Annotated in this window: 17 protein-coding genes; all 17 read right to left on the bottom strand. The window is 50.3% G+C overall.

The window, feature by feature from the left end; genetic code table 11:
- Nucleotides 1-40: 40 nt before the first annotated feature.
- The 17 genes from RS881_RS13655 to RS881_RS13575 all read right to left on the bottom strand — a co-directional run bounded on the left by RS881_RS13655 (nt 41) and on the right by RS881_RS13575 (nt 13,062).
- Nucleotides 41-325: a hypothetical protein gene (locus RS881_RS13655; protein ID WP_315821586.1), complete on the bottom strand. Its 285-nt coding sequence runs from the start codon at nt 323-325 to the stop codon at nt 41-43.
- 19 nt (nt 326-344) lie between these two features.
- Nucleotides 345-617: a hypothetical protein gene (locus tag RS881_RS13650; protein ID WP_315821585.1), complete on the bottom strand. Its 273-nt coding sequence runs from the start codon at nt 615-617 to the stop codon at nt 345-347.
- Nucleotides 618-682: 65 nt separating this feature from the next.
- Nucleotides 683-1,030 (bottom strand): alginate lyase family protein, encoded by a 348-nt coding sequence (locus tag RS881_RS13645; RefSeq protein WP_315821584.1) that lies wholly within the window; start codon nt 1,028-1,030, stop codon nt 683-685.
- A complete protein-coding gene (locus RS881_RS13640) occupies nt 1,018-1,353 on the bottom strand; it encodes a hypothetical protein (RefSeq protein ID WP_315821583.1) in 336 nt (111 codons plus the stop codon). The genes RS881_RS13645 and RS881_RS13640 overlap by 13 nt, the downstream gene beginning before the upstream one ends.
- Before the next feature lie 28 nt (nt 1,354-1,381).
- The gene (locus RS881_RS13635) at nt 1,382-2,689 is read right to left on the bottom strand and encodes a RagB/SusD family nutrient uptake outer membrane protein (protein WP_315821582.1); all 1,308 of its coding nucleotides are present in this window, start codon (nt 2,687-2,689) and stop codon (nt 1,382-1,384) included.
- Nucleotides 2,656-3,153, bottom strand: a complete 498-nt coding sequence (locus RS881_RS13630) for a RagB/SusD family nutrient uptake outer membrane protein (RefSeq protein WP_315821581.1) — start codon at nt 3,151-3,153, stop codon at nt 2,656-2,658. Before RS881_RS13630 ends, RS881_RS13635 begins: the two co-directional genes overlap by 34 nt.
- An 82-nt stretch (nt 3,154-3,235) precedes the next feature.
- Complete coding sequence (locus RS881_RS13625) at nt 3,236-4,651, bottom strand: SusC/RagA family TonB-linked outer membrane protein (RefSeq protein ID WP_315821580.1); 1,416 nt, start codon at nt 4,649-4,651, stop codon at nt 3,236-3,238.
- The gene (locus tag RS881_RS13620) at nt 4,591-5,037 is read right to left on the bottom strand and encodes a hypothetical protein (protein WP_315821579.1); all 447 of its coding nucleotides are present in this window, start codon (nt 5,035-5,037) and stop codon (nt 4,591-4,593) included. The genes RS881_RS13625 and RS881_RS13620 overlap by 61 nt, the downstream gene beginning before the upstream one ends.
- A gap of 172 nt (nt 5,038-5,209) precedes the next feature.
- Nucleotides 5,210-5,617 (bottom strand): hypothetical protein, encoded by a 408-nt coding sequence (locus RS881_RS13615; protein ID WP_315821578.1) that lies wholly within the window; start codon nt 5,615-5,617, stop codon nt 5,210-5,212.
- Nucleotides 5,554-6,351: a TonB-dependent receptor plug domain-containing protein gene (locus RS881_RS13610; protein WP_315821577.1), complete on the bottom strand. Its 798-nt coding sequence runs from the start codon at nt 6,349-6,351 to the stop codon at nt 5,554-5,556. Before RS881_RS13610 ends, RS881_RS13615 begins: the two co-directional genes overlap by 64 nt.
- Nucleotides 6,352-6,425: 74 nt before the next feature.
- Nucleotides 6,426-7,304, bottom strand: a complete 879-nt coding sequence (locus tag RS881_RS13605) for a hypothetical protein (protein WP_315821576.1) — start codon at nt 7,302-7,304, stop codon at nt 6,426-6,428.
- Nucleotides 7,292-7,954 carry a hypothetical protein gene (locus RS881_RS13600; protein WP_315821575.1) on the bottom strand — a complete coding sequence of 221 codons (663 nt, stop codon included), beginning with the start codon at nt 7,952-7,954 and terminating at the stop codon, nt 7,292-7,294. The genes RS881_RS13605 and RS881_RS13600 overlap by 13 nt, the downstream gene beginning before the upstream one ends.
- A 631-nt stretch (nt 7,955-8,585) precedes the next feature.
- Entirely contained in the window at nt 8,586-8,735 is a 150-nt protein-coding gene (locus RS881_RS13595; protein WP_315821574.1) for a hypothetical protein, read from the bottom strand.
- A gap of 209 nt (nt 8,736-8,944) precedes the next feature.
- A complete protein-coding gene (locus RS881_RS13590) occupies nt 8,945-10,564 on the bottom strand; it encodes a hybrid sensor histidine kinase/response regulator transcription factor (protein WP_315821573.1) in 1,620 nt (539 codons plus the stop codon).
- Nucleotides 10,527-10,985 carry a triple tyrosine motif-containing protein gene (locus RS881_RS13585; RefSeq protein ID WP_315821572.1) on the bottom strand — a complete coding sequence of 153 codons (459 nt, stop codon included), beginning with the start codon at nt 10,983-10,985 and terminating at the stop codon, nt 10,527-10,529. Before RS881_RS13585 ends, RS881_RS13590 begins: the two co-directional genes overlap by 38 nt.
- Nucleotides 10,952-11,365, bottom strand: coding sequence for a two-component regulator propeller domain-containing protein (locus RS881_RS13580; protein ID WP_350340121.1), 414 nt, complete (start codon nt 11,363-11,365; stop codon nt 10,952-10,954). The genes RS881_RS13585 and RS881_RS13580 overlap by 34 nt, the downstream gene beginning before the upstream one ends.
- Nucleotides 11,281-13,062, bottom strand: a complete 1,782-nt coding sequence (locus RS881_RS13575) for a ligand-binding sensor domain-containing protein (protein WP_315821570.1) — start codon at nt 13,060-13,062, stop codon at nt 11,281-11,283. Before RS881_RS13575 ends, RS881_RS13580 begins: the two co-directional genes overlap by 85 nt.
- Nucleotides 13,063-13,624: the final 562 nt, after the last annotated feature.

Below are 13,624 nucleotides of genomic sequence, written 5' to 3'. Positions count from 1 at the left end.
ATAACGAATGGTTGATTGGGTTAAACAAAATAGATAGGGCTTAATCCTGCGTATACATTAATGTACCGAAACCAAGCTGATCAAATCCGCCACTATTGGGTCCGTAATCACCGCCGCCGCCTTCAGGTTTGGTAGTATTCACCCCCATTTCTGTAAAGGGTGCTGTTTTACCTTTGATCTTGGTATAATGAAAGTAAGGCGCCGTCCACATCGGCCGGGCCGTGCCCCTGCCGTCACTGCTTATTGCTGTGTGTACCTCCGTTTGTGCACAATTGGCCGCCCATTTCCGGGTATACTCATGGAAAGGAACCGGCAAGGCAGCCACATTGTATTTTGCAGCGTACTCACATCCTTTTAAAAACGGTTATTGTCCAATCCATAAAAATCATCCCCTGATTCCAGGCCATCTGGCAGACAGTGCCCATCAGTGCAATAACCAGTGTAGCATGCCCCTGGTCGCGCCCGCTTTCCTGCAACTGTGCCAAACCTTCATCTGCGCCGGTAAACACATAGTTGATCGCCTTATACCAATTGCCATTACCCTTTCCGTTTTGCAAATAGGCTACGACATAGTTATACATCATCCTGTTATCGGTCAATATGCCGATGGCCATCACAGAAGCAAGGTTGGCCATGTCCCAGTTGGCCCAATAGTGCGAGTTGCAGGTGCCATTATGCGTGGTTAAAAAGCCATGTTCACACTATAAAATACTGTCACCATCCATTGTTTGAAAGCGGCAAAATCGGCAGCCTGCCAGCCGGAGTAGTCTCTTAACAATTCCGCCGCCAAAGCAAACTGGTAACCATAAATGCCGGCTCCCAGGGCCACGTTGGAATCTCCGCTGAGTTTCTTGCAAACAGCCGCCCAGGCATTCAGTATTTTGATGGCTGTTGCTGCATACGCATCATCGCCGGTAATTTTCCACCTCAGGGCAAGCTGGTAGGCAGCGGCCACATCATTCATAGCCCGGGAATAGTTATCCGGTTCCGGTTCTTCCGCACTTCCTCCTCCCCTGATCAGCTTTGCCACCGGGTTGGGTATATAAGTGGTTTGTGCATGGGTATTGTCGACAAGTTTTTGTACCCCGATACCCAGGGTTCTGCATTGGCTGCAATTTTGGCCTTTATCCTGGTAAAGTCGGCAGGTGTGTGCAAGCCACCCACATGCTTCAGGGCGGTCGACGGCGACAGGGTGTCGATCTTCAGCCCCACCACATTGGAGTCGGCATCGGGTTTACGCCTTACATTGGAGCCCGGTTGTACTTTGGAGCAGGAAGCCGCCACACTGATCATCACCACAGGGATCAACAGCAACAGGAGTAAGGAAGCTTTATGTTTCTTGTATATATTCATGATAGATGCTTTATCTGATTGTTTACAATTAATAGCCGGGGTTTTGGAGCAACTTGTTATTCAGTTTGATCTGGGAGGTGGGTACCGGATATAAATAATGGCGTTGTGATACAGAGTTATTGGAAGAACTGGATATCACTACTGCCTTGAGATTGCCTTGGGGTGTGTTGACCGTCTCTTCACCCCATACATAAGAAGCGGGCTTGTAGGCAGCGGTTGCATTGCCAGTTGCATTTTTAAAAGGCGTGGTGTAGGAAGCATCGCCCACTATTCTGCCCAATCTTGAAGGATTGAGGGCTGCTTCGAGCAAACCCCAGCGTTTGAGATCGTCAAAACGTTTGCCTTCGCGATACAGTTCCACCGCTCTTTCTCTTCTTATTTCTTCTTTCATATCCAGGCCATTGGCTGTCGCGAGGGCATTGGTCAGCTTAGCAACTCCCGCCCTATCCCTTAATTTGTTGATGGATGCATCCAGTTGGGCATCCGTAATGCCGCCGTTCAGCTCGACGAGCGCTTCGGCATAAGTTAAATAAACTTCGGCGAGGCGGATGATGGGCCAGTTGGCCGATTCTGTACGGTCGGTCCTGCGTGTACCAAAACCCAAGACACTGTATTTGCTGTTACCGTATCCGCTAAATCCAAGGCTGCCAAATTCCAGGGTAATGCTGGTAGGAATGGCGCCGTTTCCGTACAGGTAATTGGTCAACCTCAGATCCCTGTTTTGAAATTCAGAAGTAAAGGTCTGGTATCCCTGGAACAAAGGTGATTTGGAAGCAGGCAATCCATCGGTACACAAGATCATATCCATAAACTTCCTGGAAGGATACAATTGTCCTGCAGTCCAGGTAATATTGATCCCTGATTGCTTCAGCGTATAATCATATACTGAATACAGGATGAATTCTTTATTGGTGGTTTTGGTGTAACCGCCCGGGTTGCTGGCCGCATCTTCGAGGTTAAACAAATACCAGGAACTCAACTTGCCCATTTTGGCATCGGCATTTTTGTTCCACAATTCGTAGCCGCCAATGGCCATAATATCTTCACAAATGGCAACTACCTCTGCCAGGTACTTGTTAGCATTGGCCGGGTCGTATCCTTTACTGCCGGCGCCTACGGTAACACCATCTCCGTCGGTAGCCTGTTTTACATATTTCTCCCAGGTAGCTTCATAAAGCATCGCCTGGGCTTTCAGGGCCATTGCCGCCCCTTTGCTCAACCTTCCTTTATCGGTTGCCGGAATACTTTGTTCTGTTGGCAATTTAGCGATCGCTTGATCCAGGTCGGCCAATACAAGCGCCATTACTTCATAACGGCTATTGCGGGGTTCAAACAACAGGGGGAGGAAACATCGAGTACGGTAGTAACAATGGGTACACCACCATATGTTTTCAACAGGTTGAAATAGGCAAAGGCCCTGAAGAAGTAAGCCTCTCCGATATATGGATTGATATCCCCTGCCCCTTTATAGGCACCCGCCTTCGACAATAAGATATTGCTGCTTCTGATCCCTGAATAGGTCCAGTTTGTACTGCCCACGGCAATGGTACCATAACCAATATCGGTGCCATTGCCATTACTGTTGGCCGACAGATCCGAACTATTGTCCCAGGTTCCAAAATTCCAGCCAGGCAGTTGTCCGTAAAAACCGGCTGTATAGGCTTTGAAATCAGCGGGCTTGTCAAAATATACAGCATCCGTGAACTGGGCAGGAGGCGTTAGGTCTATAAAACTTTTCTCGCAGGCCGTCATACTGATGCCGAGGCTGCCGATGATGAAATATTTATATAGCTTTTGCATTTGTATAAGCTTTTGTATTGTTAGAAACCGATGTTCAGGCCAAAAGACCAGGTCCTTGCAAAGGGGTACCCATTTTTATTATCTACAGAAGCCTCGCCCATTTCGGGATCAAAGCCATCCCTGATAGCCGCCACTTCCCACAGGTCGTTGCCGGAGAAGTAAACGCGTACTTTTGCAGCTTCACTTTTTCGGTTAAATGCCTGGGAAGCGTGTAGCCTACGATCAGGGTTTTAAGGCGCATATACCGGTTGTTTTGCAACATGAAATCATTGTTCACATAATTCCAACTTGCACGGGTTGTATTGACCGTTAAGCGGGGAAAAACAGCACCGGGGTTCTTATCCGTCCAGGTCTTGCCAATGAAATTCGGATTCTGATTGGTGTAAAGTGCATAATAAGGATAAGCCATGGGGCCCTGGCGCATAATGAGCTGATCGAGCTGGCCCTGGAAGAAAACATTCATGTCCAGTCCTTTCCAGGAACCACCCATGTTGATACCAAAAGTGTAATGCGGTGTACCATCACCTGCATACCACAAGGAGCTAGTTTCGTTACCGATGCCGGTAATATTGCCCGTATTGGCTACATCCACTTTCTTCACATCGCCCGGGCGCAGGGCTACAGACTGATTGTTGCGGGGCATGTTGGCCAGGTTGGTGCTACCTCCATACTTTGCATAGTAGGCATCCACGTCTGCCTGGTCTTTAAAGAACCCGTCTGTTTTGTATACAAACCAGGGCTGCCAGGGAAAGCCATTTACTATACCATTTTTACCCGCACCATAGCTGTCGGCCCCTTCCACACCTGTTACCTTGGTATAAGTATCTCCCATGTTGAAGGAAATATTATAACTAAAATCCTTCTTTGATTCTTTCCAACCGATCACTACTTCCCATCCCTTGGTATTAAACTTCCCGCTGTTGGTTTTGGGCGCACTGCCTCCTAAAACGGAAGGATAGTTGACATTGACAAGCATGCCTATATTCTCTTTTTCGTAGGCATCGAAGCTTACGGTAAGGCGGTTGTCAAGAAAACCAAGATCCACGCCAATGTTTTTTTGCACTACGCGCTCCCAGGTCCTGGTGAGGCTGATGAGCCCGTTGGCATTTAAACCGGATGATTGCTGTTGTGCAGGCGGATCTCCCAAAATAACACTACCGATGTTGATGGTAGAGAGATAATCAAACGCTCCCAGACCGGAAGCTTCGTTGCCCAAAACGCCATAGCTTCCCCTTATCTTACCAAAATTAATGACAGAGGAAAGTTTGTCCATGAAACGTTCTTTCGTGAACACCCATCCCAGCAATACGGTTCCAAAGTTCTTGAACTTATATCCTTGGGCAAACCGGGAGTTGCCATCTCTTCTGCCCAATAACTCCAGCAGGTATTTCTCATCGTAGTTATAATTGAACCTGGCCAAATAGGAATAACGTCCGTTCAGGGACTTACCGCCACCGTTTGTTTGTGTAGTGGTGGAAGCCAGACCGATGTCGAACACGCCTTCATTTTCAAAGCCGACCCTGTTGGCCGACAGTGCCTGGCTGCTATTTTTTCGGCATTAATACCTGCCATTACCGAAAAATTATGGACATCCTTGAACTGCTTATTGTACTTTATGGAGGCCTCATAGTATTGGTAAAATCCCTGCCATGCATAGGTGTTATATACATTATTGGCACCATCAGTTCCATTGCCATAACCGGTTTGTACACCATACCAATTATATAAAGGCACCCTTAGCACATATCTTTCCTGGTTGAACCTTTCGTTTTGCAAAGAGACCAGCCCTTCCAGCGTCAGGTTCTTCGTAATATTGTAAGTAGCCTTGATGTCGGCCCGTCCGGTGAGTGAGTTCCTGACATTCCTGCCTCCGTCGGCAGTCATGGCTGCTGCATTGCGGGTAGCTCCACCGTCTATACCGTTGAAGGTGGCAAACCACTGACCATACGGATTCTTGGCCGGATAAAGGGCATATCAAACCCATACAAGGTATTATCAAGCCCCACGGAAGGCTCCCTGGTATTGGCATTGATAATGCTGAGATTGGTTTCCAGCTTTAAGTTATCGGTAAGCTTGTAATCATAATTGAAGCGTGCATTGTACTGCTTCTGGCCATCATAGGCAGTAGCCAGGTTGCCCCTGTTATCGGCAAATCAAAAGACAAACGGTAACCTGATTTGTCATTGCTGTTGGATATGCTCAGGTTGTGCTGATGAGAATAACGGGTGGCAAACATTTCATCCAGCCTGTTGGCATTGAAAATATAGAAGTCGGTATTGAACAGGTTGTAGGCTCCTTCATAGCCTTGTTGCATTTTTTTCAGGTTATCCTCTCCCCATATCCACCAGTTGGGTGATGTTTCTTCTTTGTTTGCTTCCAGCCACATGGTGGCATACTCCTTCATATTGGGAGAATAAGAAGTGATGCCATTGGTACTGAAACGAAGATTGGCATTATAGTCCATCCGCACTTTTCCTTTCCCCGTTTGGTGGTCACCAAAATAACACCGTTAGACGCCCTTGACCCATAGATAGCGGCGGCGCCATCTTTCAATATGGAAATACTTTCAATATCATCGCTATTCAGGTTTTGAAAGGAATAATTGTTAAGAACAGGTACTCCATCTACTACGATCAGCGGATCGCTGCCGTTGACAGAAGAGGCGCCACGGATCCGGAAAGTAAGGTCTTCATTGCCGGGACGGGGAGAACCACGCATCACCAACAAGCCGGGCGTTTGCCCCTGCAAGGCCAGCCCCACATTGGTCACCGCGCGGCTTTCAAATGCCTTGGCGCTGATCGTTTCAACAGCACCCGTCAGGTTGGCTTTCTTCTGCCTGCCATAACCTACAACCACTACGTCGGAAAGATCCTGGATCTCGCCCTCCAGTTCTATGGTGATCGTACTACCCGTTGGTTTTACCGCATTCAACTTTTTGTGGCCAACACCCGAAAATTCAAGGGTCTGCCCTTCCTGAACAGTGATGGTGAAGGTTCCGTTGTCGGCAGTAATGGTACCACCTTTGACGCCCGTCACCCCCACGGAAACACCGGCAACCGGCAATTTGGTTTTACTGTCAATAACGGTACCCTGTATCGTCTTTGTTTGTGCATAACCCGGCATGGGCAATGCCAGTATGAAAGCAAAGAACGAAGCGATCAGGTAACCTCTGAGCTGCAATCGTTTGACTCTTTTCATAAATTCTAGTTGTGTTGGTTATTCTATGGGGAAATTTGTTTATTGCGTTTATCGTGTATGGCCAAATTTTCGTTTCATGATCGGGTGAGGTAAAAACTCCGGACAACAGGGTTGGCGGTTTGCAGGCGTGGCGCCGCCATGCGCCCATATTGCCAGGCTGCCACGGTGATCAGTACGGGATATTTTGCTTTGGGTGGAATGGGCGTAAATACGAGGCTATTCCCTTCTACCCTGGCTGGTCCTTCCAGCACATAGTAGTGCACCGGCATACCGGCATCGGATACTGCATTTAGTATAAGCTGTTGAATGCCGGCCCGCTGGTCGGCTATGGCAGGGAAACTGATCTGTTGCGCTTTGCCCTCCGCGATCTTCGCCGGCAGTGTCATCTGCGCTTGCTGCACAATAGGTTTGTATTGTGCATCGCCGGGATGCCGGGCTATAAAAGTGAGTACGTGCTGGCGGGCATTGGGATCGAGGCCGGGGCCCAATTGCAGGCGGAAGGTGGTGTCGTCCAATTTTGCGAATGGTCCTGCCACCCAGTCGATGGTGATTGGCCCGCCACCGGCAGCATGGCCCAACGGGGAACCGGCGGGCAATCCTGCCCAGTTGGCCAGGCGGGGGCTGCCGCTGCCAACCGTATCGTAAAAAGCCCCCTGCAAATGGAAGCTGATGCCATCCTGAACGGGTAAAAATTTGAGATCGATCTGCAAATGCGTATTGCGTTGCGCCGCCATTGTACCTTCCTGCACAATCCCAATGAGTTGGGGCTTTAAACCTTTATACTGCGCCCCATAGGCCTCTACTGCACGCACTGTTTCCTCATCAAAATACCAGAAGGCCTCCTCTTTGTTGCCCGTATAGCGTGCTACCGGTGCAGCCGGCGCGGAAGGTGGTGCATCAGGCCGCCATTTATCGGCCAGCCATCCTGTTGTTGCAGGGTCTACCGGCTGCAAAACGGGTGGTCCCTGCTTCGGGTATTTTTCGGCAGGCGATACTGCGCAGCCTTCTTTATATACAAAGCAATAAGATCCGTTTTGCGTTGCGAAGTGGCAAAATGCCCTTCTGCCGGCACAGCCAGCATACTCAGGGGCATATGGGGATGCGCCTGCCGCTCTTGCAACCCTTCCCTACTCCAGGAAGCAGCGGCCTCATACCCGCCCATGGTTTCCAATGAGGGAATAAAGTCGATGTTTTGTTCCGGCGCCCAGATATCCGGCGCTGCCGTGTTGCGTACATAAGGCCATTGGCCGCTGACGGAAATACAGGCCAGGGTGCGGCCGGGGTTCCAGGCCGCGAAATAATAGGGCCAACTGGCCGCTGCCGAATGACCCAGCCCTACCACAGGGGCATAGGACAGTTCGGGATATCCCGAACGGACCGCCAGGGAATCCATAAAGGCATTGAATACTTCCCCCGCGCTTTCTTTAAAATTGAAGAAGTGGTTGAATGAAGGCGATACCCATATTTCAGCAAAACCTAATCCACTCATCACGCGACGGAAAGAGGGATCCGCCAGGATAGAGAGCTCTTCCATATTGTGCTGCGCTACCACCACGCCACGCACCTGCCGGCAGTTTTCAGGTATCCACAGGAAGGCACGCACCGGCCCTTTGTTGCCGGGTACTGGTACCGACCATTGCCATATGGCCGCTGCTCCGTTGCCCGCTGCCGGGCGCTGCGCGTGGCTACATAGCAGGCACAGCAACAACAGGCAGACACCGGTTGCCGGCCTGGAGACAGCCCTCGTAAACAATAAAAATGCTCGAAAGATGATCATGAATAGTGGTTAGGTCTGGCCAATAAGAAACCGTTCAGGTATTGCGGGCGCAATTTACCTGTCAATTAGGGTCAACGTTTACTTGTTAAATTAGCTTCCGGCAGCAGTGCAGCTTCGGAAACGGTGGCGATGAGGCGCCAGCGGAGGTTGGTGTTTATACATACCGGCAAGTTGTTTTTTCATGCAATCGTTTTTATCTGTTCGGGGTCAGGCGTCGCCCAGCAACAAAAGGTCATTTAACTGATCGGGCGCCTGTTCTAAAAAACCAGCCCGGGGTGGAACCGGTACCAGGATTTTTACAGTATGCAAAATACAAGGGGGAAACAAGAAGCCGGCGGGGGTAAAAGCCGTAAAGGGGGTAAACTGGCCATTTGGCGTTTTCCCCCTATCATAACAGCTGGAGGAAAAGCTGGGAGTCATTTTCAGGGCACAACAGGGGTAATAAGGTTTATGATCTTTACGCTTTGGTTTGGCTAAAAAACTCCCTGATGAGTGCGGTATACAGTTTGTTAGCCGTAACATTGAGTCTTACCTGCGCTACGTGACGCAATGCCTCATCCCTAAGGATACTTTTTGCGTTCACATTGGCCGCTTCCATGATAGCCATACAATAACATTTTAAAGGTTTGGTAGAAGGGACTTCCTCCTCTATTCAACCTATGTAGTACCTTGTATCTTAGATTCTTCTTAGGGTATTAATAAGGTTATTTCAGGAAAAAAAACCAATCATAAGCCTGAAAAGACCCAAGGAAAACCCTAGGATGACCCTAGGATACACGAAGGTAAAGAGGTACAAACAGGTATGATCTCCCTCTTCTACTTCAGGTTTACCTGGTACTGATCACCGAAGGCTTTGCGGTATTTTTTGATGTAGTCAGAAGGATTCATGCCGAATACCTTGTTGAATTCGGCCCGGAAGAATTTGATGTCATGGATGCCCACGCGGAAGGCTGTTTCATTTACATTGTAATTGGTGTGGATGAACAGCTCCGCAGCCTTGCGGAGTCGTATGAGGCGGATGAAGGAACGGATGGACAAGCCGGATACCGATTTTACTTTCCTGAACAGGTTGGATCGGCTCATGTTGAGCTCGGCCAGCAATACATGCTGGCTGAACTGGTCGTCTTCGAGGTGGCTTTCCACGATAGCGATGCAGCGCTCCAGGAACTCCTTGTATTCGCGCGATACTTTCTGATCAGTATGGCGCAGGGTGATGGCATTATAAAAGTAGTGTTGCAGGATGGTCCGGGCTTTGAGCAAACTGGCAACCCGCGCTATGAGGATATCATTATCAAACGGTTTTGTAATATAGTCATCGGCGCCACCTTCCACACCCTGCAGCCGCATGTCTGTAGCTGCGCTGGCCGTAAGCAGGATCACAGGAATATGCTGCAGGGCTTCATCTTCCTTGATGTGGCGGCAGAGTTCGATCCCATTGAGACCCTGCATCTGAACATCGGAGATCACGAGGTCGGGCAGGTGTTTGCTCGCCAGTTTCAGGCCATCTTCCCCGGTTGAAGCCTGGTACACCTGGTAGGTATTGCGAAACAGCCCCGAGAGGTATTGTACCATCTGATCATCGTCGTCGATGAGCAGTACCGCTTTCTTTTCGGTCACGATGGCTTCCAGCGGTTCGCCGGCTGTGGCTGTGGCTTCCTCTGCCTGCATTTCCGTGATCTCATCGGGCGCCAGTTCTTCCAGCAACACAGGTGGGGCCGGCGGCTGCTCCAGGATCACTTCCGGATCAAAATGCTGTGTACCCTTCCGGATGGACAGGGTAAAAATTGTGCCTTCCCCTTCCTTGCTTTCCCAGGCAATATGGCCCTTGTGCTGGGCTGTAAAATGCTTCACGAGGTATAGACCGATGCCAAAACCCTGCTGTGCCGTAATGGCCTTGCCAGAGGCACGGTAGAATTTTTCAAATAACTGCTCCCCGGCCTCCTTGCTGATGCCGATACCGTTGTCCTGTACGCGGAACACCACTTCCGAGGCCGTTTCGCTCACCTTCAGGGCAATATGACCACCTTCCTGGGTGTACTTGATCGCATTGGACAGCAGGTTGTATAATATGATCTCCAGTTTTTCCCGGTCGGCATACAAGTCCGGCTGCTCACACTGGCAGTCGAAAGTATAACTCATCTTCCGTGTCTTTGCCTGCTGCACGAAACACAGGTACACTTCCTGGGCCAGCGCGCACACATCCTGCCTGGCCGGCCTGATGCTGTCCATCCCACTCTCGGCCTTGCGGAACAGCAGCAACTGATCTACCAGGCTCAGCATTCGCCGCGCATTGCGGTACACCGTATGCAATTCACTGTCCGGTGTCGCCTGCTCTTCCTGCCGGCGGCCCAGCAGGTCCTTGAGGGGATTGATGATGAGGGTAAGCGGTGTCCGGAACTCATGCGATATATTGGTAAAGAAGGTGAGTTTTTTCATTGATGGCGCGCTCCCGTTCATTGAGCACCTGCTCTTTTTCGCGCTCGGCCCGCTCCCGCTCCAGTTCGGAGCGTTTGTTTTCTGCATCGAGGTGGGCAATGGCCACTTCATATTTCAGGCGGGTTTGGCGGTTACGGTAGCGCCACCAGGCATATACCAGCCCTGTCACTGCACTTGCATACAATAGCCAGGCAAGCCAGGTACGGTACCAGGGCGGCAGCACAGTAATGTGCAACGTCACCTCCCGGGGATTCCAGACCCCGTCCGTATTGGTGCTCTTCACCCTGAATGTGTAGTCGCCTTCACTAAGATGGGTATAACTGGCCGAACGCTGGCTACCGGCCTGGTTCCAGCCCCTGTCCCACCCAACCATATAATAAGCATAATTTATTTTATCGGGCGTACTGTACTCTGGCGCCACATACTGAAAGGAAAAACCGCTTTGTCATAGGGCACTTTGATCTGTGCAGTAAACGGCACGGGATGGCCATCGACGGTAATACCGGTCAGGAATACCTGCGAAGGCAGGGCGGTAGACCGGATCTGTTCCGGATGAAAAATATTGAATCCTTTAATTCCACCGAACATCAGTTCGCCGGAGCGTAAAACCAGCCCCGCATTGGGGTTGAACTGGTTGCTTTGCAGTCCATCTCCCTGGTAATAGTTTTGAAAAGACCTGGATGCCATGTGAAACCGCGACACGCCATTGGAAGTGCTCATCCACAAATTACCCTGCTTGTCGGGCAGGATGTTGAGTACTGTATTATTGCACAACCCCTCTGCAGTGGTGTACCGTGCCATGATCCGTTTTTGCACCGGATCGAAGAGCACGAGCCCCCGCCTTCCGTACCCACCCAAAGATGGCCGGTACTGTCTTCCACTATACTACGAATGGTATTGCCAAAGTGGAAATATTGGTGTTGTTTGTCAATACGGTCAATGCGGATCAACTCCGCCAGGTTACCTGACCACAATACGCCGTTGCGGTCTTCTTTTAATACAAATAGTTCCGAGAGACGGGTATCGAACGCTTCGAAGCGGTCCTGCTGTTGGTTATAGCGGTATAGCGCCCCCTTCATACCCCCTTCCTGCAGCGTGGTGGCCCATAAGGTGCCGGTTTTGTCTACCAGTAACTGGTAACACATTTTATTTTCCTGGTTGTTATAGGCAGGATTGAGACATTGATAGCGGGTAAAAGTATTGTTTGCTTTATTGAAACGATTGATGCCACCCCAGTAAGTGGCGATCCATACATTGCTGGCGCGGTCCTGCTGTATGGTGGTGATAAAATTGTTGCTGATGCCGGAAGGATGATCAGGATTGTATTTGAAGTTGGTAAACAGGTTATGCTGCCGGTCCCACAGGCTGATGCCGCCAAATTCAGAACCTACCCATATGCGTCCGTCTTCCATTTCATAGAAAGCAAACACATAATTGTTCACCAGGCTGTTGGCATTGAGTGGGTCGTGAGCCATGGTGATGAAGCGGTCTTTCTGCCGGTCGATGACATTGATGCCGCCCCGCTGCGAGCCCAGCCAGATCCTGCCATCCCGGTCTTCCATTACCGCATTGAAATTTTCATTGCTGATGCTGTTGAGCCGGCCGTCGGCTACCAGGTGCGTCACTTTACGCGTAGCAGGATTAAAGCATTTGACGCCATTGCCCCTGGTTACCATCCATAACTGGTGTTGCCGGTCGATGGCAAAAGCGGCCACCTTATCGATGGCCAGTTCCGGATCATAAGCCGTGAGCACGCGGGCATAAGTATTGTTCGTGGTATTGTAGGTATAGATACCATTGTTGGTACCCACCCATAATTGTGCCCCGTCGGGCTGCAAAGCAAAGGCAAATTTAAGCTGGTCATTCACCAGTTTCAACTGGCGGGTACCGGCGTCGTAACGGCAAAGCCCTACGGAGACTACAAAAACCCATACACGTTCCTGCCCATCGATGCGGATGGCAGCTGCTGCATAGCGGGTATAGAGCGTATCATGCACCACCAGCGGCACCTGCCAGGCTATAACTCCGGCTGGAGCGATGATCAACCCATCGATCAGGCTGCTGACCAGCATGGTACCATCCGCATCCCGTTGAATATCCTTGACCTCGGTGGTAAGCGAGCGAATTGCCTGGGTGCCGTGCTGGCGATACTTCAGGAGGGAGAATTTATCCGTACCGGCCGAATAAATGCTGAGGCCATTACTGGTGCCGGCCCAGATATTACCGGCCGCATCTTCATTCACAGCATGTACATAATTGTTGACCAGCGAACTGCTGTCGTTAAAAGTATTGCGGAATACTTTGAAGCTGTAACCATCATAGCGGTTAAGCCCGTCGAAGGTGCCGAACCACATAAATCCCTTGCGGTCCTGGAAAATACTGCGCACGGTATTGTTGGAAAGTCCCTGTTCGATACCGAGGTACGTGAGCGGCAATCCGTCGTTGGCAAAAGCACCGGTCTTTCCGGCACAAAGGAGGCAAAGAAGTAATGTTCGCAAAACCATAACCCGCTAAAATTATCCCTAATTCCTGAAAAAACGTGAACCGGCAGTTACCCTGTGGTAACTCTTTGACACTGACCTGGGGATCGGCATTGGCTGTTTTCCTGAAACTGACCCCTTCCACATGGTTACCGGTATAGATCCCTGCCATATCACCCGTCTTGTACCAGGCAGGTTTGCCCTTTATATTGCCGGCAAGGGGTACAGGAGCTGGGATACAACTGCCCGGTGGTGCTCACCAGCGCGCTGGACCAGGCGCAGCAAGCAGCATGAACGAGTCAATACCTCCTGCCCCGGCACACTTATATCCTGCTGGGATCGTCGGGCGTGGGCAAAAGCATTTCCAGGCCAGCGCAGCGGATAAGCGGCGACATGAAAAGCGATTCACTAAAATGGCCAAGCAGGTATTCAAGCACCGCAAAGACAGCAAGTATTGATACCCGTAATCATTAAAGTAAAGCGGCCTGAATATATACAGGCCGCTATTTTATGCTTTCAATAATATTCAGCTCTATGAGGAATTACATCCTGAAGGTAATATTGGCGGATACGCGGGTAG

The sequence above is a fragment of the Paraflavitalea speifideaquila genome (assembly GCF_032395985.1).
GTDB lineage: Bacteria > Bacteroidota > Bacteroidia > Chitinophagales > Chitinophagaceae > Paraflavitalea > Paraflavitalea speifideaquila.
Note: the sequence above shows the minus strand (reverse complement) of the source record. Positions and strands in the feature narration are given on the sequence as shown.

Bases quoted from the DNA above. Each gene is read 5' to 3' on its own strand.
- RS881_RS13640 (WP_315821583.1), bottom strand. From the start codon at position 1,353: ATGAATATATACAAGAAACATAAAGCTTCCTTACTCCTGTTGCTGTTG.
- RS881_RS13630 (WP_315821581.1), bottom strand. From the start codon at position 3,153: ATGCAAAAGCTATATAAATATTTCATCATCGGCAGCCTCGGCATCAGT.
- RS881_RS13620 (WP_315821579.1), bottom strand. From the start codon at position 5,037: ATGACTGCCGACGGAGGCAGGAATGTCAGGAACTCACTCACCGGACGG.
- RS881_RS13615 (WP_315821578.1), bottom strand. From the start codon at position 5,617: ATGGACTATAATGCCAATCTTCGTTTCAGTACCAATGGCATCACTTCT.
- RS881_RS13610 (WP_315821577.1), bottom strand. From the start codon at position 6,351: ATGAAAAGAGTCAAACGATTGCAGCTCAGAGGTTACCTGATCGCTTCG.
- RS881_RS13595 (WP_315821574.1), bottom strand. From the start codon at position 8,735: ATGGCTATCATGGAAGCGGCCAATGTGAACGCAAAAAGTATCCTTAGG.
- RS881_RS13590 (WP_315821573.1), bottom strand. From the start codon at position 10,564: ATGAAAAAACTCACCTTCTTTACCAATATATCGCATGAGTTCCGGACA.
- RS881_RS13580 (WP_350340121.1), bottom strand. From the start codon at position 11,365: ATGGCACGGTACACCACTGCAGAGGGGTTGTGCAATAATACAGTACTC.